General features: G+C 54.8%; 17 protein-coding genes, 2 tRNA genes and 1 pseudogene. 9 read left to right on the forward strand and 11 right to left on the reverse strand.

Annotated elements, in window-relative coordinates; translation table 11 throughout:
* Positions 1 to 3: 3 nt before the first annotated feature.
* Together Q0778_RS15715 and Q0778_RS15720 are read right to left on the reverse strand one after the other, a co-directional pair.
* Positions 4 to 672, reverse strand: coding sequence for a 2OG-Fe(II) oxygenase (locus tag Q0778_RS15715; RefSeq protein ID WP_298337442.1), 669 nt, complete (start codon positions 670 to 672; stop codon positions 4 to 6).
* An 89-nt stretch (positions 673 to 761) separates the two neighbouring features.
* Positions 762 to 1,994 (reverse strand): RcnB family protein, encoded by a 1,233-nt coding sequence (locus Q0778_RS15720; RefSeq protein WP_298337445.1) that lies wholly within the window; start codon positions 1,992 to 1,994, stop codon positions 762 to 764.
* A gap of 193 nt (positions 1,995 to 2,187) precedes the next feature.
* Between Q0778_RS15720 and Q0778_RS15725 the strand changes: the two genes are divergently transcribed.
* Positions 2,188 to 2,772: a pyridoxamine 5'-phosphate oxidase family protein gene (locus Q0778_RS15725; protein ID WP_298337448.1), complete on the forward strand. Its 585-nt coding sequence runs from the start codon at positions 2,188 to 2,190 to the stop codon at positions 2,770 to 2,772.
* Positions 2,773 to 2,889: 117 nt separating this feature from the next.
* Here the strand turns inward: Q0778_RS15725 and Q0778_RS15730 are convergent, their stop codons facing one another.
* Together Q0778_RS15730 and ettA are read right to left on the reverse strand one after the other, a co-directional pair.
* Entirely contained in the window at positions 2,890 to 4,107 is a 1,218-nt protein-coding gene (locus Q0778_RS15730; protein WP_298337451.1) for a GGDEF domain-containing protein, read from the reverse strand.
* An 853-nt stretch (positions 4,108 to 4,960) separates the two neighbouring features.
* Positions 4,961 to 6,634 (reverse strand): energy-dependent translational throttle protein EttA, encoded by a 1,674-nt coding sequence (gene ettA / locus Q0778_RS15735; RefSeq protein WP_298302426.1) that lies wholly within the window; start codon positions 6,632 to 6,634, stop codon positions 4,961 to 4,963.
* A gap of 216 nt (positions 6,635 to 6,850) precedes the next feature.
* On the opposite strand from ettA, the gene Q0778_RS15740 reads away from it, so the two are divergent.
* A complete protein-coding gene (locus Q0778_RS15740; protein ID WP_298337453.1) occupies positions 6,851 to 8,077 on the forward strand; it encodes a GGDEF domain-containing protein in 1,227 nt (408 codons plus the stop codon).
* 324 nt (positions 8,078 to 8,401) lie between these two features.
* Here Q0778_RS15740 and Q0778_RS15745 read toward each other — a convergent pair whose 3' ends face one another.
* Positions 8,402 to 10,009 (reverse strand): ShlB/FhaC/HecB family hemolysin secretion/activation protein, encoded by a 1,608-nt coding sequence (locus Q0778_RS15745; RefSeq protein ID WP_298337456.1) that lies wholly within the window; start codon positions 10,007 to 10,009, stop codon positions 8,402 to 8,404.
* A 216-nt stretch (positions 10,010 to 10,225) separates the two neighbouring features.
* Here Q0778_RS15745 and Q0778_RS15750 point away from each other — a divergent pair, with 216 nt between their 5' ends.
* From Q0778_RS15750 to Q0778_RS15765, 4 genes are all read left to right on the forward strand, one after another.
* Positions 10,226 to 11,656 (forward strand): FecR domain-containing protein, encoded by a 1,431-nt coding sequence (locus Q0778_RS15750; protein WP_298337459.1) that lies wholly within the window; start codon positions 10,226 to 10,228, stop codon positions 11,654 to 11,656.
* An 85-nt stretch (positions 11,657 to 11,741) separates the two neighbouring features.
* On the forward strand, positions 11,742 to 14,033 hold the full coding sequence (locus tag Q0778_RS15755; protein WP_298337462.1) for an EAL domain-containing protein: 2,292 nt from the start codon (positions 11,742 to 11,744) through the stop codon (positions 14,031 to 14,033).
* A 173-nt stretch (positions 14,034 to 14,206) separates the two neighbouring features.
* A complete protein-coding gene (locus Q0778_RS15760) occupies positions 14,207 to 14,950 on the forward strand; it encodes a DUF6538 domain-containing protein (RefSeq protein WP_366519558.1) in 744 nt (247 codons plus the stop codon).
* 128 nt (positions 14,951 to 15,078) lie between these two features.
* Positions 15,079 to 15,939, forward strand: coding sequence for a site-specific integrase (locus Q0778_RS15765; protein ID WP_298337468.1), 861 nt, complete (start codon positions 15,079 to 15,081; stop codon positions 15,937 to 15,939).
* Positions 15,940 to 16,342: 403 nt separating this feature from the next.
* Here the strand turns inward: Q0778_RS15765 and Q0778_RS15770 are convergent, their stop codons facing one another.
* On the reverse strand, positions 16,343 to 16,690 hold the full coding sequence (locus Q0778_RS15770) for a recombinase family protein (protein ID WP_298337471.1): 348 nt from the start codon (positions 16,688 to 16,690) through the stop codon (positions 16,343 to 16,345).
* Positions 16,691 to 16,695: 5 nt separating this feature from the next.
* Here Q0778_RS15770 and Q0778_RS15775 point away from each other — a divergent pair.
* Positions 16,696 to 17,830 (forward strand): annotated as a pseudogene (locus Q0778_RS15775) (IS3 family transposase).
* 419 nt (positions 17,831 to 18,249) lie between these two features.
* Entirely contained in the window at positions 18,250 to 18,462 is a 213-nt protein-coding gene (locus Q0778_RS15780; RefSeq protein WP_298337474.1) for a hypothetical protein, read from the forward strand.
* Between the two features lie 24 nt (positions 18,463 to 18,486).
* Here Q0778_RS15780 and Q0778_RS15785 read toward each other — a convergent pair whose 3' ends face one another.
* Positions 18,487 to 18,729 (reverse strand): helix-turn-helix transcriptional regulator, encoded by a 243-nt coding sequence (locus Q0778_RS15785; protein ID WP_298337477.1) that lies wholly within the window; start codon positions 18,727 to 18,729, stop codon positions 18,487 to 18,489.
* A gap of 174 nt (positions 18,730 to 18,903) precedes the next feature.
* Between Q0778_RS15785 and Q0778_RS15790 the strand changes: the two genes are divergently transcribed.
* Positions 18,904 to 19,380 (forward strand): hypothetical protein, encoded by a 477-nt coding sequence (locus Q0778_RS15790; RefSeq protein WP_298337480.1) that lies wholly within the window; start codon positions 18,904 to 18,906, stop codon positions 19,378 to 19,380.
* A 279-nt stretch (positions 19,381 to 19,659) separates the two neighbouring features.
* Here Q0778_RS15790 and Q0778_RS15795 read toward each other — a convergent pair whose 3' ends face one another.
* The 4 genes from Q0778_RS15795 to Q0778_RS15810 form a co-directional block, all read right to left on the reverse strand.
* On the reverse strand, positions 19,660 to 20,544 hold the full coding sequence (locus tag Q0778_RS15795) for a hypothetical protein (protein WP_298337483.1): 885 nt from the start codon (positions 20,542 to 20,544) through the stop codon (positions 19,660 to 19,662).
* A 100-nt stretch (positions 20,545 to 20,644) separates the two neighbouring features.
* A tRNA-Pro gene (locus tag Q0778_RS15800) sits at positions 20,645 to 20,721 on the reverse strand.
* Between the two features lie 74 nt (positions 20,722 to 20,795).
* A tRNA-Ile gene (locus Q0778_RS15805) sits at positions 20,796 to 20,871 on the reverse strand.
* Positions 20,872 to 20,991: 120 nt separating this feature from the next.
* On the reverse strand, positions 20,992 to 22,053 hold the full coding sequence (locus tag Q0778_RS15810; RefSeq protein WP_366519555.1) for a polysaccharide deacetylase family protein: 1,062 nt from the start codon (positions 22,051 to 22,053) through the stop codon (positions 20,992 to 20,994).
* Positions 22,054 to 22,078: the final 25 nt, after the last annotated feature.

Here is a 22,078-nt window from a genome sequence, read left to right on the forward strand (position 1 = left end):
AATCTACTTCCATTTGCGCGTGCGGTACCATTTCGTGATGATGTATTTGGAGCCTTTCACGACGGGTGTTCCGGCGTGAATGGTGCCTTCATTGGGGCGGCCATCGGGCAGGGCATTGTTCCAGATCAGGAGCACGCCGGGCTTGGGCTCAATCTTGATGCCGATATCGGTGAAGTGGGTCTCGCCTCCCTTTTCCACTTCATTGAGGAATGCCATTGTGGTCCAGCTGCGCTGACCGCCACGCTTCCTCTCATCGAGCCAGTACTTCTCGGTGGTGTAGAACCAGTCATTGTGCGGCTTGAATTGCTGGCCGGGCAAATAACGCTGACCCTGGATCGCTTCCCCTACAGCAGAGTTCACGCCCAACAGATCGTCTATCCTTCGTCCGATGCTTTTGACAAAGCTATCATGCGGATCAAGGTCGCCCGAATAGGAAGTGCGAAAGCCGCTGTCATAACCAATCTCGTGCAGGCTTGAAGGGCGCGCAGTCGCATCGACCATCAGACACAAGCGCTGACATTCGGCCGGCGTCAGAAACTCTCCAACCGCAAACAAGTCGGCTTTATCGGTATCAATCTTGTAGACACCCGGATCAGCTTCAAGCCGCTCGCGCACCAGCTTGCCCATGCGCCTCAGCGCGTCTTGATCAGGAATGGTTTCGGTTTTCGCCATCTAAGCTGACTAGCATTGTGACAGGACCAAAGAAAACCCCCGAAAGATAAGCTCTTTCGGGGGTTTTCCTGCATTGAGTGCACCCGGCTTTACCAGAAGAAATCGTGTATCACATCGACAACCTCGCCTGTGTAGACATCGACCAGAACCACATCGTCGTAATAGCGCACCCAGCGATACGGGCCATACACGGGTGGTAGGCGATAAGAGTACGGATCGTTGATCCAATACCGCTGTCCAAAGAACACGTTATCAAGGTAAAATCCAATGCTCAGGCGGCTATAGCGGTGGCCGTAGAATGGCGCGTAGTAGCGGCCCAGGCGGAAGATGCCGCGATTAGAACCGCGGAAGTTGCGCCAGCCATAGCGGCGGTCATTGCGCCAACCGCGTCGATTCCAGCGGCGGAAATCACGGCGACCGTCGCGGTATCCGCGGCCATAAGCGAAGCGACGATCACGCCAGCCACGGTCGCTGCGATAATAGCCGCGGTTGTTGCGGTAGCGGCGGTCTGCACGCCTTTCGGCACGGACACCGTCGCGGAAACCTCTGCGTTCAGCACGATCGACCCGGCGATTATCACGACGATTTGCCCGGCCATCGCTAAAGCGACCATTCCGAAGCCGATCAGCGCGGCGGTCACCACGACGATCAATCCTATCGGCCCTGCGATCTCCGCGACGCTCTATCCGGTCTGCGCGACGATCACCTCGACGTTCAACCCGGTCGGCACGCCGGTCGCTGCGGCGATCAACCCGATTGGCGGCCCGGTTATTTCCGCGCCTGTCGAGTCGATCTGCACGGCGGTCACCCCTGCGCTCTATGCGGTCTGCCCGGCGTTCACTTCGGTTGTCCACGCGGCCTGCGCGTCGTTCACTGCGACGGTCCACGCGGTCAGCGCGGCGTTCGCTTCGACGCTCCACTCGATCTGCGCGGTTGTTGCGCGTCGCATTCTGTCGTGCGCGATCCCCGCGATTGACCCAGCGGTCCGCTGCCGGAACGCGTTGTCTTTCGGTGCGGTTGATCCTTCGTTCAGCGCGGTTCTCCCGGCGATTGGCTCGTCTTTCGGTGCGTTGCTCTGTCCGCCGTTCCGAACGATTGGCTCGTCGTTCTTGGCGGTTGCCTTGTCGATTTGCACGGCGTTCAGTCCGGTTCGCACGACGCTCACTGCGCCTAACCCGGTCGTCTCGATCCGGCTGGAATTCTGCCGCAATCGGCGACTGCGCTAGCGCTTCACCCTCCGCTACTTCTGTGGGTGCGACGAAGGCGAGCGCTATGGCTAAGGCCGATAGAGCGCTTCCTTTCAAAAGCTGCGTTAAGTCCATGATGTGCCTCCAGTGTTGCCGCCCCACCACTTACGGCGTGTTAGACCCGAGCGTGTCTTATCCCGGTGTTCCGCCTTCTACAAACGAGTCGCTGAGCCCAAGCTTAACCACTCGTTTAGGCTTATGTTCATGTTTGAGGGCCTTTGGATGAACAGCTTGACCGGGCGTTTCAAAGCTTCAATGGGCCATGTCCATGTTCGAAACACTCAATGACGTAGAGACCGACCTGAAGCAGCACCTCGTGCGTGCCGCTAAAGATCGGCGCTCTCCCATGCATGTGCCAGCGGTAGTGACAAGCGATGTGGAGGCGCGAGGAATGGTCCTGCGCGAGTTCAATTCGAATGCATGGACCTTGCGCTTTCATACCGATAACCGCGCACCGAAGGTCGCAGCCATTGAGGCCGATCCCCGCATGTCTGTGCTGTTTTACGACAAGAACTCGAAGATTCAGATTAGGGCCAAGGGCAGAGGGCTCATCCTACAAGATGATCCGGTGTCTCAGGCCGCTTGGGACAACGGCACCAACTTTGCGCGCCGCTGTTATCTTGGGGAGGGGCCAGGCGCACAGAGCGATGTCCCTACATCAGGACTCCCAGACGAATTTGAGGGGTATGAGCCAACCGATGAGCAATTGATCCCGGCGCGCGAGAACTTCGCAGTGCTGCTGATCGACTTGACCGATCTCGATTGGCTCTATCTTGCACACACCGGACATGTGCGGGCTCAGTTCACCAAGGATGGCTCCGGCGATTGGCAAGGTCGGTGGGTCTCGCCCTAAACGACAGACGATCAAGCAGCCTTGGCAGCGCTCGCTTTGTTGTTAGCGAGTTAGGGTGCAAAAGGCGCTATCCGGTCTCGTCTGGTATTGGCTATCCAGCCAACTGCCGTTTCAGGACTAGCCTGCGTATCTTTTGGTATGGTGTGCCATTCGGTCGCTGAGGCTGATCTCTTGGGCTTTGAAGGCCTGGCTGCCTCCATCTGTTGTGGATCCAGTTGGTGAGATCACGCTCGCCCGGCTGACACGATTTCGCCCTGGCTCCTTAGATGCATAAAGTGCGCCATCTGCTCTGGCGAACAGCGCGCGGTAGCCTTCGCCATTCACCTGCTGAGCTACCCCAAAGCTTGCAGTCAGGCGCACATCGAACGCCCTCTCACCGATCTCAAGAGCATTGGTGCGGACCCGCAAACGCTCGGCGAGCCCTGCTGCGATGGCCTCGTTGGCATTCCAGACAAGAATACAGAACTCTTCGCCGCCAACCCGCCCTGCTATGTCGCTTGGCCGGATCATTGTTTCGGTCATCGCACCGAATGCAGCAATCGCGCCATCGCCTGCCTGATGGCCCCAAATGTCATTGACCTGTTTGAAGTGATCGATGTCACCAATCACTAGTGCGGTCTCGACCCCTTCGGCATTGGCCCTATTGAGAAGCGTCTCGACCTGTGCTTCGAATTCGCCGCGTACGAGCAGGCCAGACAGCGCATCGCGAGAAGTCTTGTGATAGAGCGCCGAAACTTGGTCCTTAACCGACCCTGCAATCTGGGCGAGCCCGAAGAGGACTGATCCAAAGGCAAAGACCCAGTTCAGTGCAAAGTAGTATGCGCTTTGACGATAGGCCTCTGCGGCGATTGGTCCATCAAACATCAAAGAGAGGACTGGGCGGATAAAGAACTGCGCGGCAGTCAATATTAGCATGACTAATAGGAAGCGCTCGACCAAATCTCGGCCTGTAGCTTGGGTGAAGAGCTGAGCGGTCATCACCATCATCGCGCCGCAAGTCACATTGGTAATCATCACGTCGGCAACAATGGAGTTACCGAAATTTTGCACCACCATCATGGTCGCAAAGCCGGTGAAAGCCATCCACAAATGGGGCACCAGAGGTGGCTTTACGCCGACGCGCGTCAACACGCCCCAAGACATGGCAGCGGCGGCCAGAGTGTACGGGACATGGGTAACCGCTGGGATCGCTCGCCCCCAATGGTCTGGACTCATCAGCGAGATCGAGAAGCCAGAAGTCAGCAACAGCCAACCGAGGCTTAGCGCCAGATTCTCATGCTTCCCCTTATCCCGAGTCCATATGACCAGAAACGCGGCTGCAAATATAAATGTCATCAACGGAGTCGAGAAAAAGAGCAGCAATTCGCGCAAGAACGAAACCCCCGGTGAAAGCGAGCGCGTTTGCTAGCCAAGTTCGGTTAATTTGAGGTTAGGGTGAATAGCGGGAGTGGCAAGCGGGTCGATGAAGCACGTGAGCGGCTCTTGGAAGGGGACTTAGTTGATAAACTGCAGCCGTAACAAAGGATCAACAAGACCTGCCGATTGGTGGAGGCCGTCACTTAGGTTTTGAGCGCGTCAGCGTTGAAGCTAACAGGCGTTTCGGATGTAGGAAAATGGGGCGGCCTAGTGCCGCTTCGGTCCGTCCCGCGTAAGCGCATCCGTCATCCCGGCCCCCGAGCCGGGATCCAACTTACTTTTGAGTATTTCCGCGAAGTAAAGAAGCTGGACCCCGGATCAAGTCCGGGGTGACGTTGATTTTCCCCAGCACATTCGACGCATTTATCGCCATCTTGTTCTCGTTGGACTATGGAAGAGGTTGGGTTTGAAGCGGAGCGTCTGGTAAACGCCCACCGATTGATAACCGAGTTGGCGGCCGCTAAGCTTTGACCTTACTGATCTGATGGATCGGCGTCGGAGCCCGGACACCAAACCGCCGGATCAAAGCATGTGCACGTGTGGAGGTCAGCCCGGAAGCCACTGACGGGGGTAAATCCGAAATGTGGCCGCGAGTTACGTCAACCTTTCAGGTCGACGGCGCGCCGCGACCTGGGAGATCGGTCATGCCGAAATTCCTTGTCGAGGTGAAAGTTGAGACAACGATCAACGTCGCTGCCATCATAAGATGGCTTGCGGTTGCGATTTGGCTCTTGGCCTAACCAAAGGGGTGGGGAAACCCGCCCCTTTTTTCTCACCTAGTCAGCTTCTTATAAGCCAACCTCGTTGGCCGATCCGCTGCATCGCCCAGACGGCGGCGCTTGTCTTCCTCGTAAGCCTCGAAGTTACCCTCAAACCATTCAACGTGTGAGTTGCCCTCAAACGCCAAGATGTGCGTTGCCAGACGGTCGAGGAAGAAGCGGTCGTGCGAGATTACTACTGCGCAGCCGGCGAAGTTCTCAATCGCATCTTCGAGCGCGCCCAAGGTCTCCACATCAAGGTCGTTGGTTGGCTCGTCCAGTAGCAGCACATTGCCGCCTTGCTTGAGCATCTTCGCCATGTGCACACGGTTGCGCTCACCCCCAGAGAGTTTGCCGACGTTCTTTTGCTGGTCTGCGCCTTTGAAGTTGAACGCGCCGACATAGGCACGGGTCGAGGTGTCGTGGCCGTTGACCTGCATGTAGTCGAGACCGTCTGAGATTTCCTCCCAGACGTTGTTTGTTGGCGTCAAATCGTCGCGCGACTGGTCGACATAGCCAAGGTGCACTGTATCGCCGATTTCAATCGAACCGCTGTCAGGTGTTTCTTGGCCCGTAATCATGCGGAACAATGTCGATTTACCAGCGCCGTTCGGGCCAATCACACCGACAATCCCGCCGGGGGGCAGCATGAAAGACAGGTTTTCGAACAAAAGCTTATCGCCGTAAGCTTTCGAAATGTTCTTAGCCTCGATGACTTTGCCGCCAAGACGCTCTGGCACTTGGATGACGATTTGTGCCTTGCCCGGAGCCCGTCCAGCTTGCGCTTCCTGAAGCTCTTCAAACTTGCGGATACGCGCCTTTGACTTGGTCTGGCGCGCAGATGGCGTTTGCCTGATCCACTCCAACTCGCGTGACAGCGCTTTTTGCTTGCCGCTCTCTTCGCGCGATTCCTGCTCCAAACGCTTGGCCTTCTTCTCGAGATAGGTTGAGTAATTGCCTTCGTATGGATAGTAAGTACCGCGGTCGAGTTCGAGGATCCATTCCACAACATTATCGAGGAAGTAGCGATCGTGGGTAATCATCAGGACCGCGCCAGCATATTCCTTGAGGTGGTTCTCAAGCCACTCAACGCTTTCGGCATCCAAGTGGTTGGTCGGTTCGTCCAGAAGCAGGATGGACGGCTTCTGGATTAGGAGGCGGGTGAGGGCGACACGGCGTTTCTCACCGCCTGAAAGGTTATCAACCGGGCTGTCGGATGGCGGACAGCGAAGGGCCTCCATCGCAATCTCAAGCTGGTTGTCGAGCGTCCAGCCGTCCACCGCGTCAATCTTGCCCTGAAGCTCAGCCATCTTGTCGCCAAGCGCATCGAAGTCTGCGTCGGGCTCAGCCATTTGGGCTGAAACCGCGTTGAATTCTTCAACCAGATCAGCGGTTGCACGCGCGCCGTCTTTTACGTTTTCAAGTACGGTCTTGGTCGGATCGAGTTCAGGCTCCTGAGCCAAGTAACCAACAGTGATGTTTTCACCGGCCCAAGCCTCACCGCTAAAATCGGTGTCGATCCCGGCCATGATCTTCATCAGCGTCGATTTACCTGCACCATTGGGGCCCACGATGCCGATTTTGGCGCCTTGGTAGAATTGCAGGTTAATGTTCGAGAGTACCGGTTTTTGTGCGCCGGGGAAGCTCTTGGTCATGCCTTTCATTACGAAAGCGTATTGCGCAGCCATGGGGCGGGTCCTTTGGGTCGGAATTTCAAGTGAGAGTGTTTGGCCGCTCAAATAGGCGTCAGAGCGCTCTTGGGCAAGCACGCATCTTAAGGCATCATTGGCGTAATTTGCCTAAAAACTGTGAGAAAAATGCAAGTGCTGGCGCTCAGAGGTTTCCCCTAAAGGGGGTGTTAACCTTATTGGCCTACCGCAAAGCCACTGGGAGACCTCCAACCGATGCAAGCGCAGATTCTAGGAATGCTAACACCGCTTATGGCACTGTTTTTCGCAGTGACTTTTGCTGTGTTCTGGAAAATGGGTGGCATGAAACGCCACGTGCTTGGTTTTTCGATCGGCTACACCTTTTTCGCTGCAGGGTATTTGGTAACCCACTTCCTGCCGTCCAATGCACTTTATCTGTTTCACACAACTCAGGTTTTATATACAATTGCGGTGATCGCGATGGTCACTTCAATTTGTGAACGAGTTGGCCAACGTGTGCATGTTGGGCTGCTAGTTGCCATCTATATCATCAGTGCTTCAGTTCTTGCGGCCGCTGTTGGTTTTACGAGCGATGTCGCCCCACGACTGATCATCGTCAATACCGGCTACGGAGCGATGTATATCGTAGGTCTCACCACGATATTGAGTGCGAGGCGTAAGAACCTTATCGACTTGGCGGTTATCGCGGTGATCTCAATTCAGGCGATTGATTTCCTGGTCCGACCGAACCTTACGTTGATGTATGAAAGGTCAATCGCTGAAGAAGCCTATCGCGAGTCATTCTATTACTCTTTGATTGGGCTCGTCCTTGGGGTCAAATCAGTACTCGGGGCAATGGTTCTGTTGGGGGCAACGATTGTTGAGTGGACAACTTCGCTCCGTGAAAGCAGCTCACGAGACACACTCACCGGACTGCATAATCGAGCCTCGTTTGAACAGGCGATGCTTCAATTGCTACCCCGTGCTCAGAAAGAGGGGCGTCCGCTCAGCTTGGTTGTTGCTGACATTGATCATTTCAAGCAGGTCAACGACATTTGGGGACACCAATCGGGTGACCGGGCAATCTCTAGCTTTGGTAAGCTGATCAACGAAATGGTTCGCGGTTGCGATACCGCAGGCCGGGTCGGCGGTGAAGAATTTTGCATCGCAGTCTGGAACTGCCCCAATGAGCCTGCCGAGCGTTTGGCAGAGCGCATCCGTCAAGCTTTTGCTCAACTCAGCCACGCGGGCCTCAATGATGACATACGCCTGACGGCAAGCTTTGGCGTTGCGACTGCACAGGACGGCGAAAGCTATGAACGCCTGTTCGCACGGGCCGATGCCGCGCTTTATGATGCCAAATCACATGGCCGCAACCGGGTTGAGAACGCAGAACGCGAACGAATTGCTGTTCCCGAGTCAATCGAAGACGCAGCTGAGCGTCCCTTACGTGCATTCAAGCCAGCTGTTGCCCAAGCTTAATTGGGATCGCTGACCGTCGCATTATGCGGGCTTTTGATCGCAGAGTGAATACTGCTTGAGCAGCCCTAACTCTCGTAAAGCCATTGGCTGAAAACATGCTGAGCACAGTGTGGAATGCGATCCCAGTTGCAATCCTGATCTTCATAGACTCAATCATTATCATGATCGTCAAATACGCCTTTCTCATGCTCTAGGGGCATGTCGTGCACAATGGCCTGTTCGCACTGTCCGAACCCGTGCAGAAAGATGCCAGTGTTGTTTCAGCGAATAGGTCGAAAAGATCGGTTGGGGCAGTGCTTATGCCACGCCGCGGTATTGCTGTGCTTAGAAAGCTTGACCAACCCGCAGGTTAAAAAGCGGCCCTGCGCTGTCGCTGTCACGGCGCTCGCCTGTGAGAGGGACTGCGATTTCAACGCCAAGGTCCAGATCACGAGTTAGATCCAGTCGAACTCCCCCGCCAGCGGATGCGAGAGATCCGCCCCCAAATCCATCTTCAAGGTTAGAAACGACACCCCCATCAGCAAAAATGTACGCTTGCCCGCGCGGTAACCAGAATCCTTTGCCGCGCCAGTCATAGCGCAGCTCACCAAAGCCCATGACGCCGTTGTCGCCGGACCGTTCATTAAAGTCATACCCTCTCAGGAATGATGTCCCACCAAGGCCAATGTCCTCAGTCGCAAGAACGGGATCGCTTGCTATCTGGCCGCGGGCTCCAAGCGCAACGCTGAAGGAATCGGCGAGTGAGCGGTTCCATGCGAACCAGCCGTAGAGGCTTGAGAACCGGGCGGATGCATCGAGGCGCGAAGCAAGTAAGTCGCCGGGATCTGTCGCTGAGAGAATGTCGAGGCCGCGAGAGGCGATAAGCCGTCCACTGAACCATCCGTCTGCAAGCTTGCCACGTGAATATACTCCAGCACGAAGGGCTGGCACACGGTCGCGCCTTGCAAGCTCTCCAAATCGGTCTTGCTCGAGGTCAGTGACCTCAAACTCGCCAACAACCCAAAGGCTCAGCTCCTTGCTGCGTTTTAGTGGGTATTCTGCGCTCACGCCTGCACGAACGAATCGCCCGGCGATCTCTCGGTCAGAAAGAAAAGCGCCAGGCTCAGTTCGTGAATAGGAAAGGTGCGCCCCAAGTTCGAGCCCGCTTGCATCAACCACGATTTTGTAAGAGCCACGGGCAAATTGGAGTTCGCTGGGCTGGAGCGGTGTCGTCCCAAACGAGAGGTCAATTTCATCCCCCGAAGAGATCAAACCGTTAAAGTCGACATCAATCCGCGCACGGACAGGCCCAACCTGCCGAGATCCGTTATTGCGCACCTCTACATATGAAGAAGCGTTGGAACGTTGGGTCTTAACTAGGAGAACGCCGCGGGATCCTTCTTTGTCAAAACTCGTCTCCAGGATGCGCACGCCAGAGATGTCATCGGCAAGCAAGAGACGGCGTTCAAGCTCCTCTTTTGTTACAGGCTGGCTCGAAACAAGAGGGGCCAACTGTCGGGCGATGGCTGGATCTTGGGCTCCTGCAAGACGGACCTCATCAATTCGACCCTCATCAAGCTCAATGCGGAGTACGCCCAGGTCTAAATCCTGACGCGGGACCGTCGCTGTGGCGAAGATATAGCCATGAAAACGGGCTCGGACTGCAACACGGGTGGCAAGGGTGGAGAGGTCCTGCTGTGTGAGTGGTCGAGAAGTGTATTCTTCTATCAGATCAACAAATTCGGTGTCCGGCATGGCTCGGTTGCCGGAAATGATGATAGAGCTGACCGTGAATTCCTTTCCGGGAGAAAGGTCTGCTTCGGGGGCTTGCTCTGCTTGTTCAATCTTGAGGGACTTTGGCTGATCGCTCGGTTGCTCCGCACTGCGGTCTTCCTCGAACTGGCTCGGGTCCGTCGCATCGATATCCGATTGCGCAGCGAGGGGCGGGCACATGAGCGCCGCCAAGGAGCAAAGGCTTAAGCCCCACTTCACCGGATGAAGAATCTTCTGAGCCACCGGCGAGGTTTACTTGAGAAGCTCCTAACAAATCGTCAAAAGTTCAAACCCTTATGTTTGTAAACTGCCGTAAAAATTCCAATTTGTTAAGCTAGTTTGCTTACCGCTTCCTGAGATCGAGTGGTTAGGTGCGAGGTGTCTGGGAGACCACTTATGCCTATTCAATCTCGAACCTTGTTGCCTTTGTCCTTGCTACTTTCCAGCACCAGCGCATTTGCGCAAACAGGGCCTTGGACCGTAAGCGAAACTCGCGGCCCGGTTATCATCCGCACGGCTGAAGGTGAACGTCCTGCGGAGCGTGGAGCACGCATTTCGGCTGGACAACAGATTGTCACCAGGCGGAGCGGCAATGCTATCATTGTGCGCGGCAAGGAATTCGTGACAGTGCGCCCAAACACACAAATCACGATTGCGCCCGAAGACCGTGATCGCAGTGTCATCCAGATCATTCAGGATTTCGGCAGCGCGATTTTCAATATTGGCAAGCAGCCAGATCCGCATTTTGGTGTCGACACGCCATACCTCGCCGCTGTTGTAAAAGGTACGACCTTCACAATCACCGTGTCCGAAAGCGGCGCAGCGATGCAGGTGACCGAAGGCGCAGTTGAGGCATCAACTTTGGATGGCGGCGCAGTTGATCTTGTTCGCCCTGGCGAAGTTGCCATGATTGCAGCGGATGACCGCTTCCGCTTGAGTATTGAAGGTGATGAGCCTCGGCAAATTGACTCTCCGGAGCGCGGTGTGAGTACCACTGTGCCAACCCAGCAGCAAAGCAGCTTTCAAGCTGCTCCGCCGCGAAGGTCTGGTCCCTTGACCCAAACGGCTCGGGTTATACCTGCGGCGAGTACCTCAGGACTGGGGGTGATCGATTTTGAAGTCGGAAGCGAAAGCGCAGATCTTTCCGAGTTAACGGGCGGTCTTGTGCGTGGAGATGTCGAGAGCACGATCGACATTCTGGTCGCAGACGTGGTCGAGGAAATTCGAACTGAGCCATCTTTTGCTGATCTTCCAGAGGATAATGAGGCCGAACTGGTGGCAGCATCCAAGCCGCTTCCAGAACCTGAGCCTGAGCCTGAGCCTGAGCCTGAGCCAGAACCCGAGCCCGAGCCTGAGCCTGAGCCTGAGCCTGAGCCTGAGCCTGAGCCAGAACCTGAGCCAGAACCGGAGTCAGAACCCGAGCCCGAGCCAGAACCTGAGCCTGAGCCTGAGCCTGAGCCAGAACCGGAGTCAGAACCCGAGCCCGAGCCAGAACCAGAACCAGAACCAGAACCTGAGCCTGCGCCTGTGCCAGAGCCACAGCCCGAACCCGACCCTTCACCGGTGCCCGCGCCCGAGCCCGACGATGGTGACGACGATGATGACGACGATGATGATCGGGACGATGACGATAATGATCGCGGCTATGAGGATGAAGAAGGCGACGATGATGATCATGGACGAGGCCATAGACGCGGCCGACATGGAAACCATCACGGCGACGATGACCACTCAGACGACGGTCATGCCGAGAACGAACGCGATGGCAGAGGATTTTTGCGCCGACTCGTAGATCGTGTTCGGGATCGTTTTGAGGAAAGAGATTGATCCTATGAGTAATGCGAATTGAGCGACCTGGTGACGCGATCGCGTCGTACCCAATCGAGGCCAAGCTGAACTGGATGCCCCCGTCATGAAGAAGGCTGTTTCAACAACCGCAAGAAGCTGGACAATCATCATTGTCAGCATGCTTGTGGCTGTGGCCTTGGCTCAGACGGGCTGGCTGCGCATGATGGAGGATGAAACGCGTGCTGTGATCGCGCAATTGGGGCCCAAACAGGCCTCCGGCCAGCTGCACCTCGTTGAAGTTGATGCAGCAAGCCTAGCGCAGGCAGGTAAATGGCCTTGGCCACGTGACCATTATGCACGTTTGGTCGATCAGCTCGATGAAGCTGGTGTGCGCTCGATCGTCTTTGATATCGACTTTTCCTCACATGCTTCGCCTGAGGGTGATGCAGCCTTTGCGAGCGCAATCACTGAAGCTGAAGCTTCGGTTGTTCTTCCGACCTTTGCGCAGCGCGCTTCTGAAACTGCGCAAGATCGCGTCGAAGCTCTGCCGGTCCCATCCTTGCGTGAAAACACCAGTCTTGCGTCTGTCTCGGTGCGACCTGATGCAGATGCGCGGGTCCGCCGAATTGTCTATGGCACCGTCACAGATGATACACCGCGCCCTTCGCTCTCCGCTCAGATCGCGGGAATTTCGGGGGCTGTTGGTGAAGACTTTGCCATCGATTTTAGTATCGATCCCCGCTCAATCCCGCGCCACAGCTTTGCTAACATCGAGGCGGGCGATTTCGACGCATCACAACTGGCAGGCCGCGACGTTATGGTTGGAGCGACCGCCATTGAGCTGGGCGATCGCTATGGCGTGCCGACCTATGGAGTCATTCCGGGCGTGACGGTCCAGGCGCTCGCCGCAGAAACGCTGATGGCTGGAGCGATGGCAGAATTTGGCTATTTCCCACTCCTCGCATTGGCGGCGCTCCTTTCCCTGTTCGTGATTCGCTCGCACGTGTATCTCCAGGTAGCCATGCGCGTGGCTTTGGCACTCACCGTGCTTTTTACCGTGGAGGCACTGGCCTATCATTCAGCGCGTACAATGTTTGAGGCTGTGCCAGGTGCCATTCTCATCTTGTTTACGGGTTTCCTCCAATCCGCCTGGATTGTGCGTCAAACCCTTCTTGAAGAGTCTTTGGTAGACACTCAGACAGGCCTACCCAATGCGCTTGCGTTCAACAGAACAGAGCACAAAGGAGCCGAATTTACGGTAACGGCCTTCATCAAGGAATTCGATTCGATCCGCGCTGTGTTGGGCCAAGAGCGTTTAGGCAAACTCATCGACCGATTGGTTGATCGCATGAGTTCGGTTCACTCGCTTGCACAAGCTTATCGCGCCGACACGCGTATGATCGCTTGGGTACACCAAGGTGATTATCAGCAACTGATCGATGCATTCGAGAAAATTGATCAGGCTTTGGAGAAGTCGCTGGAAGTTGGGGGGCGGCGAGTGGACGTTCAGATGGCCTTTGGCATCGCCTCAGGCGCTGATCTCGATGCAGCCAGCCGTGCCGCAAGTCACGCCGCGAGTGAGGGCAAGCTGTGGCATGCGCATGAGGACGCTGAAGCCGCGATTATCGAACAGCGGGTATCGCTTATGGGTGAGCTCGATGAAGCCATCGGTGCTGAGCAACTCAAGGTCGTTTATCAGCCCAAATTGCGCCTTGAAACCGATCGGATTGAAAGCGTGGAGGCACTGCTGCGTTGGGAGCATCCCACCCGCGGCCATATGCGGCCCGACCTTTTCATTCCGCTGGCCGAGGAGACCAACCGGATTGATCGGCTGACCTTGTTCGTCCTGAAGCGCACAATCTCTGACCTATTGGAGTGGTGCAAGGATGACGTTGTGGTGTCCGCTGCGGTCAACATTTCTGCGAACCTGATTACTTCTGATCGATTTGTCGCAGCGGCAGAGCATATTCTGCAAGAGATGCGCGTGCCTAGGGATCGCTTGGTTTTTGAAGTGACCGAATCGGCGGCGATGACCGACCCGGAATCGGCCGCGCGAAATCTGGAACGGTTCCGGGAGCTGGGTGTGCTTATCTCGATTGATGATTACGGCACGGGCCAGTCAACTTTGAGCTATTTGCAGCAGCTCCCGCTTTCAGAATTGAAGATTGATCGAGCTTTCGTTCAGAACGCACACGTTAATCGCAGCGACGGATTGATGGTACGGTCCACAATCGATTTGGCCCATTCGTTGGACCTTCGCGTTGTGTGCGAGGGTGTTGAAGAGCAAGCCTGCCTCGATTTTCTGCGGGAGAATGGCTGCGATTATGCGCAAGGCTATCTTATAGCAAAGTCGTTGCCACCTAAAGAGCTTGCGTCAATGCTAGAGACGCAGGGTCAAGTCGTCGCACACGGTTGATCGCGCCCGCGATCAGGCGCCTTTGCGCGTCAGTTTTCAGAAAAAATGCTTTGTGATGAAATGGCCGGGGAGAGAGGATTCGAACCTGATCCAACATTAAGCTTATGTTTGGATTAGGGTATTGATGCCAATAAGTTTTTGTGTGATTGACTGTCACATCAATCGGTTCTTGTATGCCCTATGTCGTGAAACGCCCCGGCTCCGCAAATTGGTATTACCGTGAAGCAGTGCCTTCAGACGTCAGTGACATTCTAAAAGCTCGATTGGGCAAGAAGCCGCCTGATGCGATGGTCTCTTTGAAGACTACTGACCGCCGCGAAGCCGAACGCAAGATGGTTGCCGTAAGGGCAAAGCAGCATGAAGACTGGGAGGAAATTCGTCGCTCATCGTGGATGCCTCCGAATATACCCTCGCGGGACGAATTGATCGAAGCTGCTACCGTCGAGGTCCACCAGAGGTTCATTGAGATTCACCTTGAGAAGCTTCGAGGTGAACTAAAAGCTGAGACCAATCTCAGCGAAGTTGCTGAAAAACGCCGTAGGAAAAGGGTTCAGGCTGACTTGCTGCCGACACCCTCTGACAAAGATGAAATGCAACGATTGGCCGTCAAAGTTTCGAAGAAAATGAACTGGAATATCCAAGCTGGCGGCGGTCTCTCGGGTGAGAGGTGGGATGAGTTCTTGGAGCTTGTTACGAAAGCCGTCCAAATCGCACGCGCCCGTATATCAGACTACATCGAGGGTAAGGATACGAACATGAATCCTAGAGCCGTGGTGCAACGATTGGGAGGTCGTCACACCGCCGAGGATACTTCCTTGCCCAGTGAGAGCATCATGTCATTGTTCGAACAATATCAGCGGGAAAAGTTAAGGAAGGCAAGCGTGCCGACACCATTGAAACTGAGCGAAAAGTTATAGAGCACTTTTCGAGATTTGTTGGAACGAAAACTGCGGTCAGCGCCGTGACACGGTCCCAAGTTCGAGACTTTAAGAAGGCTCTTTCGGATGTCCCACACCGTTGGACAACTAATGGCGAGCTAACTGGAATGAGTTTGGCTGATGCTGCCAAAGCGTGGCGGGAGAAGGGCGGGAAAACCCGATCACTTACTACGATTAACAAGGAGATTTCAGCAGTTAGCGCGTTTTTCGCGTGGCTGAAGAGGAACGTATATGTCGAAGAGAACGTAGCGCTTGGCTTCCGCTCAAAGGTCGATAAATCCAAAGGAAAGTATCCACCGTATCGCGATGTGGAGCTCGTGAAAGTGTTTAATAGCTCTTTGTTCGCTGGGAGCGGTGCAGAGAAAGCCTATACGAACGGTCGTGCGAATACTCGGGATTGGCGCTACTGGTTACCGCTTTGCCTATTGTATTCGGGCGCACGGACAGGCGAGATCATCCAACTTGATTGCAGCGATGTGCGTCAAGAGCATGGCGTGTGGATTTTCGATCTCGTGGAGAGCAGCGAGAATGAGGACAAGCGTTTAAAGAACAAAGCTTCCAGACGCATTGTTCCAATCCATCCAACTCTCATCAAGTGTGGCTTTCTGAAGCATGTTGAAATGATGACTGAGGCCAAACACACTCGTGTGTTTCCAGACGTAGAAACAGGGCCCCGCGGAGACTGGAGTTACAAGCCTTCCAAGTTTTGGGCGAATTACCTCAAACGGCTTGGCATGAAGCGCAAAGGTCTCTGTCTTCACAGTTTTCGTCACACGTTCACTGATGAATGTCGACGGCGTGGAGTTGATGAGGGATTGACCTCAGCTCTATTGGGGCATGCCAATCATTCTCAAACTGGCCACTACGGAAGCATTCCTGTTGGCCCACTGATGCAGCGCAAGGAAGCAATCGCCAGGCTGAGTTTTGGCGATTTAGCGGTCAATGCGCGTTTGAGTTCGAAACCATGACGCGAAATATCGCTTTATTTGTCTTAGGGGTCACACTTGTTGGGCTTGGTGCTGCTGAGGTCTCGCTGAACCTAGATTGGGTGCAGCAGATTGCAGCTCTTCTTCTGGCTGGCCTTGTGAGCTTCGGTTGTCTGTTGGTTCTTGACCGAGCCACGAAAGACTAGTCGCGCTGGAGACTTGGTAGCCGGATTCTGAGGTTGCCCATTGCAAGAGGGTTTGCGGAAGTCTCGTCACAAGTGGATGGCAAAGGGCGGCAAGCACTGGCAAATCGGCTCCATCCGGGTCTGGGGTTTAACCATCTCCTAGGACTTTTCGAAATTCCGACGCAAACACTACACGGGTCTGACGTGGCTGTCTTTCAGCGCTCGATAAACGCTCGCACGAGCGATCTGTAGCTTCGAGGCTACTCTGTTGCTCCAAGCCCTTTGTCGCGTAGAGAGCGCACCTGATCGACGTCTACGGTGTGCTTGCGTCCTTTATAGACACCAGCTGCTTTTGCGCGCTCTATGCCTTCACGATGACGTTCCTTGCGAATGTCGGTCTCGAACTCGGCGACTGCACCGAGGATGCCGAGGATTAGTTTCCCCATCGAACTAGTCGTATCGACCGCTCCTTGCTGCACACACCAAAACCCGATTTGCTTCTCTGACAACTGAGCGATGATGTCATGCAGATCGCGACCAGATCGAGCGAGGCGGTCGTGTCTTAGCCCCCTAAGGTTGTGCCATAATTGTTTAGAGACATGGGGCATGAGTTATGGCGAGGAAGCGGCACAGTGATGAGGAAGCGCTGAAGATATTGCGCGAGATTGAGGCCCATCTGCACGATGGCAGCGATGTTGTGAGCGCGTGCCGCAAGGCGGGCATATCGGACAAGACCTATTATTATTGGCGCAAGAAGTTTGGCGGTCTTGGCAGGCCACAGCTGTCTGAGATGAAGGCTCTGAAGAAAGAGAACGAGCGCTTGAAGAAGATTGTAGCTGATCTTCAGTTGAACAAGCTGATACTGAAGGAGAGCCTGGATCATTTAAAGCCCAGGGCCTGACGCGTGAGGCGCTGCGCTAGGCAGTGATCCACACGCGCCAGAAGCTGCGTACATCGGAACGTCGCACGTGCTCTGTGCTGGGTGTTGCACGCTCAAGCCTTCGCTATCAGCCAAGGGGACAAGATGATGAGGCCTTGCGCTTGGCGATCATCCGGCTTGCCAAGCAGTATGGTCGTTATGGCTATCGCAAGATCGCTGAGTTGCTTGGCGTTGAAGGCCAGCAGATCGACCACAAGAAGGTGGAGCGCATCTGGCGTGAGGAAGGTCTACAGCTGCCACAGCGGCACAAGAAGCGCAGGCGTCTCTATCACAGGGATATCTCCGTTATCCGCTTGCGCCCAACGCATCAGGGTCATGTGTGGGCGATCGACTTTGTTCATGACACGCGGAGCAATGGTCGCAGCTATAAAATGCTAACCGTGCTTGATGAGTACACGCTTAGACCGCGCTGTGTGTGGCTGTCCGATCCAAGATGACGGCCAACGATGTGCTTGACGCATTGTATCGGCTGCTAATGAAGCATGGGAAGCCGGAGTATATCCGCTCAGACAATGGTCCAGAGTTTATTGCTGAAGCTTTGCAGGCATGGCTCATCAAGGTTGGGTTCAAGCCTCTACACATCGCCCCCGGCTCACCATGGGAGAACGGATACAACGAGCGGTTCGACGGCACGCTGCGCCGCGAAGTGCTCGATGCGGAGTGGTTCCACACCCTCAGACAAGCTCAGTCCGCCATCAATGTCTGGCTACGCCAATACAACACCATCAGGCCCCATCACGCCCTCGGTATGCGTCCGCCGGTCCCCGAAACGCTATTAGAAAAACGCCAAATCAGTGGTACATATTAAAGGGGCTGGGCAATGTGACGCCTGCCGACGCCTACTTCGGCAGGGCAGACGCCATCATCAAACAGCGCGAAAGGATCAAACGAAAGACCATCCAACATCGGCGCTTGCAACACCGTAAGCTAGCCGCCTAATATCAAACAACAAGACGAGGCCGATGCTCCGCTAATCTAAGCAACAATCTGTGCCAAATGTTCTGACGACGGACAGACTACATCACGCGGGATCCCGGAGGCGAGAGGAATAAGCATTATAAAGGGATTCTCTCCGCGTCCCGTCCACCTGAAGAATGGCGAAGGCATATTTTCCAACCATTCTATGATGATGACGCGAGCAGTGTATTCAAGATACTCAATAACTACTTTGGGGCTGTGAAAGCAAATTGCCATCTGCATGGGACAACGCGCCACCTGGTGTGGTTCTTGAGGCCAGTCTACCTCAATCACTGCGAAAAAGGCGATGTGCTCACCGCTGCGCAGTGCAACGCTGTCTTTGAAAACATCTCAATCGACGCTGATGACTTAAATCGTGACGAATACGTTCCCGGAAGTTCAGGTGTAAGCCGACTCTATCGCGATCTAATAGAAAAGTTTGGCCTTACCCCAAATGGCGAGACCGCTCTGATCTACTTCTGATTGACCGTTGGGTGCAGGCCTACTTCAGCGCAGTTGCTCCGCTTCGTATGGGGTCTCGGCCAATGGCGCGAGAAGCTCACGCGGCTCACGCCCAAAGGGAGCGGCAAGCTCAAACATTGTTAGCACCGTCGGGTTTCGCTGACCTCTTTCGAGGCCACTGATATATTGCTGTGACACGCCGGTGTGCTCAGCGGCTTGCTCCTGCGACCAGCCGCGTTCAATCCGCATCTTGCGAAAGTTAGCTCCAACCTGATGCCGAACGTCCATCCGCTGGACTCTGGCCGGATCGGGCCTTGATAATTATCAACTATAGTATGTAAATGTTAGATCGAGGAGTACAGCAGTCGTTGTGATCTCCAATGATTTGCAATCGGTGATCAAGCAGAAGCCACCCGTGAGCCTCTCCGGTCTTCCGTTTGTCTGGACAATAGGGCCTATTCAATGGTTGAACTCGACGACGACGTAAAACGAGCTGCTGCTCTGCGACATAGAACGCGCAACACTGAGGTATTTGGAGCAATCGGCTCTATCGGTTTGATTGTAGTGCTCTTCGTCATCGTGATCTTTGGCGTCTACCAATGCAGCCAGCCAACTGAAGTCACAGAGCAAGAGCTTTTAGATCGCGAGAATGCCGCCGCTGACGAAGCCAAGAACCGCATTAAGGGGCTCCACTGCCTCAGCAGCTGGGATGGCTCTAACAGAAGTCTGGTCAGTTTCGTGAAATCTGGTTTGCGAGAGCCAGACAGCTTCGACCACGTAGATACATTGGTCACGCCGAAGAGCGAAGAAACGGGCATGCACGGTATCACCATGACTTATAGAGCGCGCAATGGCTTCGGCGGTGTAAATCTTAGCAGAGCAATTGGTCAGGTCGACCCGAACACTTGCGAAGCGAGGAACATCATTGTGAGTGATTGAGCGCACAAAAGATCGCTGCGCGCCGAAGAAGCCTTGGACCAAAGTTGACTCAGTCAACTTGGCTAAAAATTCAACATTGGCGCATAGGGCGCGGAAAACTGCGATTTCGTCTAATCCCAGGTGAGTGGCAAAACTGTTGCGGCTATTTAGTGGCGTAAGGTCAACTTGGGTCAGCTTGGCTCAAATAGACGCTTGTCTGAAAGACCTTTCCGCCCGCTTAGCGGCCTACGTTAGTGATATAGACCTGCTGCTCATGCTGAACGGTGCCTTTCTCGTAAACTAGTTCCATTGCTCCAAAGCTTGCTCACCTCTTCTGATAAGTTCCCAGAGCTTTTTCCCCTCAGCTCTGGCAGCTTGTGAGATCGCCAATCGGTTGCTTGGTAGATTTGAGCTAGGCGAATCTGCATTCTTGAAGGCGTAGCTGATCGCCTCATCATTGAAGTATCGGTGGTAGGATTTTCTCATCCACACGTTTCCGTCCTGAGACACTCCATTAACAATTCTGCGAGCGTTGATGTCGTTCCCTGTAGCTTGCTTCAGTAGTCGCCTCATTGCAGCAAGCCCTGCTCGAAGCTCGGCCTTTTCAAGACCAGCCGACACAGCAGTTTGCTGGTATGCTGCCCGTGATCTCTTGTTACGAATGTTTCGAAGCGGCAATGGCCTAATCCGAACAACGCCATGTGCATGAGGTCTCACAAACGACTTACCATCAGTATCGAGGTCTTCGATCACGAACAGATACCAAGGGTCTTCCTCGTATCCCTCACCGAGAATTCTCGTGATTCGATCACGGAGATAGACCTTCAAATCTGTGCCTTTAGCCTCTTCACGGAGCCGAACGTCATCATGTAGCCTGACCCGAAATTGCCTATGCTCAAACTGCCCTATGGCCATTGCTATGATCTGAGCCCCCATCCAATGACTCAGTGATCTCCACTCCGGCAGTTTCCGGTTATTCAGACTCTTAAGCGGAAATCCCTTTCCCCTAAATTGTGTATATAGTGCGGGACGCACAGCGTCCTTCAAATGGCTATGTCCGGACGGGATACCTTGTCGCACCGCAAGCTTCAGTTTTCGCAGTATTTTTTCTTCATGCCCGATTTTCTCATTTCGGAGAATGAGTTCAATAGTCGCGTGGACTTTTTGTCGTTTCGGCATGTTCATGGTGCTTTTTTGATGGTTCGGCTGACTGTAACATATGACTGTCACATTGCCACCATCCGAAGGCTTAGTATCCAATTGAAATAATTGAACAATGATGAAATGGTCGGGGAGAGAGGATTCGAACCTCCGACCCCCTGTACCCAAAACAGGTGCGCTACCTGGCTGCGCCACTCCCCGACATTTCATCTTCGCTTAGCAGTCAGACTGCTGAGCATGTTTAGCTTTTGGGCCCCGCAACGAGGGCTCAAGATTGGTGGGCCCGGCAGGATTCGAACCCGCGACCTAGCCGTTATGAGCGGCCAGCTCTAACCGCTGAGCTACAGGCCCTTAAAGGGTTCGTTCGGCCAAACCCAAAGCTGAACAGGCGGTGCCTCTACAGCCATGTCAGCAAAACTACAAGCGGCTGTTTTGTCCTTTTTCGAAAACGTGAGGGTGTGACCGAAAAAATCAGCGCCGAACCGCTGCTATTACGTCATCCACACTGGCTGATCTGACTCCAGCTTTGGCCAAGCGGTCGTAAATTTGGGCGAACCAGTCGTAGAGCTCATCTACCTCACTTTCGCTGCTTGTGTAGGGAGACAGGCCCGGCATCAGAGAGGGGCTGTGGAAGGAGAGAACAGTGAGCGGCAAACCCGCCTCAAGCGTCAACTCTAGCCCGCGTAGGGCCTCCTTGGCGGTAACCCCCTCAGGTGTGAGCGTAATCCTCTCTAGTAAGCCCAAACGTGCCAATGCGCCCAAGAGCGGTGGGATTTGGGCGCCTCTCTTTTGCAAATGAAGCCCTAGTGGACGCATGGCGCCTCTATGGACGACTGTCATGGGAGCCTCGAGGAGGGTGCGCTCGTGATCGACCCAATAAGGCACCATTGGGTGGTTGGAGTAATCAGGTCCATTCTGTGCACTGTAATCAAACAGGGGCCGTACAGAGGTGTCGACCTTGATCCCACCTTCTTTAAGTATCTCGGCGGTATTCGAGCCCAGACCATAGCGACCGGCGCGGTAGATCAGCGGCGCCTCGCCAAATGCTGCTTCGATCTGATCGCGAAGCAGCATGAATTTTACACGCTCCAATTCGGGCGGAAGATTGCCGGCGAACGAGTTTGAGGGACTAAGCGTCTCTTCAAAGGGTGGGTTGACCCAGGGGTGAAGCTGTACGCCGACATCTGCGGTGCCGCGCTGGACAGCGTCACCCAGAACCTCGACTGCAAAGGGATTATTGGCGATGGGCCAATCGACCAGATAGATCGGATGCGCGCCTAGCTTTTCGCAGAACGCCTGAAAGCGGGGGATGGCGGCGACATGGCTGAGACCGTGCTTATCGCGGGTAAAGGGGCCCTCCCAATCGAACTCCTCTTCGGTGTCGATAGTGAGCAGGACTCGCTGACTAAATCCAGACACAAATTCCGCGGTGGCGCGGGGATGTGGCACCGCAGTCATGGATGAGGGACAAACCTCAACCTCGCTTGCGGAACGCGCTTGCGTGTCTTCCGGTTGGAGTTCTGCCGCTGCCATACAGGCGCCTGTAGCACAGCAGTGC

It is taken from the genome of uncultured Erythrobacter sp., from assembly GCF_947502395.1.
In the GTDB taxonomy this organism is placed as follows: Bacteria; Pseudomonadota; Alphaproteobacteria; order Sphingomonadales; family Sphingomonadaceae; genus Erythrobacter.

Bases quoted from the DNA above. Each gene is read 5' to 3' on its own strand.
- Q0778_RS15720 (WP_298337445.1), bottom strand. From the start codon at position 1,994: ATGGACTTAACGCAGCTTTTGAAAGGAAGCGCTCTATCGGCCTTAGCC.
- Q0778_RS15755 (WP_298337462.1), top strand. From the start codon at position 11,742: ATGAAGAAGGCTGTTTCAACAACCGCAAGAAGCTGGACAATCATCATT.
- Q0778_RS15745 (WP_298337456.1), bottom strand. From the start codon at position 10,009: ATGTGCCCGCCCCTCGCTGCGCAATCGGATATCGATGCGACGGACCCG.
- Q0778_RS15795 (WP_298337483.1), bottom strand. From the start codon at position 20,544: ATGAACATGCCGAAACGACAAAAAGTCCACGCGACTATTGAACTCATT.
- Q0778_RS15730 (WP_298337451.1), bottom strand. From the start codon at position 4,107: ATGACATTTATATTTGCAGCCGCGTTTCTGGTCATATGGACTCGGGAT.
- Q0778_RS15725 (WP_298337448.1), top strand. From the start codon at position 2,188: ATGTTCGAAACACTCAATGACGTAGAGACCGACCTGAAGCAGCACCTC.
- Q0778_RS15785 (WP_298337477.1), bottom strand. From the start codon at position 18,729: ATGGACGTTCGGCATCAGGTTGGAGCTAACTTTCGCAAGATGCGGATT.
- Q0778_RS15760 (WP_366519558.1), top strand. From the start codon at position 14,207: ATGCCCTATGTCGTGAAACGCCCCGGCTCCGCAAATTGGTATTACCGT.
- Q0778_RS15715 (WP_298337442.1), bottom strand. From the start codon at position 672: ATGGCGAAAACCGAAACCATTCCTGATCAAGACGCGCTGAGGCGCATG.
- Q0778_RS15790 (WP_298337480.1), top strand. From the start codon at position 18,904: ATGGTTGAACTCGACGACGACGTAAAACGAGCTGCTGCTCTGCGACAT.
- Q0778_RS15810 (WP_366519555.1), bottom strand. From the start codon at position 22,053: ATGGCAGCGGCAGAACTCCAACCGGAAGACACGCAAGCGCGTTCCGCA.
- Q0778_RS15770 (WP_298337471.1), bottom strand. From the start codon at position 16,690: ATGCCCCATGTCTCTAAACAATTATGGCACAACCTTAGGGGGCTAAGA.
- Q0778_RS15750 (WP_298337459.1), top strand. From the start codon at position 10,226: ATGCCTATTCAATCTCGAACCTTGTTGCCTTTGTCCTTGCTACTTTCC.
- Q0778_RS15765 (WP_298337468.1), top strand. From the start codon at position 15,079: ATGAGTTTGGCTGATGCTGCCAAAGCGTGGCGGGAGAAGGGCGGGAAA.
- Q0778_RS15740 (WP_298337453.1), top strand. From the start codon at position 6,851: ATGCAAGCGCAGATTCTAGGAATGCTAACACCGCTTATGGCACTGTTT.
- ettA (WP_298302426.1), bottom strand. From the start codon at position 6,634: ATGGCTGCGCAATACGCTTTCGTAATGAAAGGCATGACCAAGAGCTTC.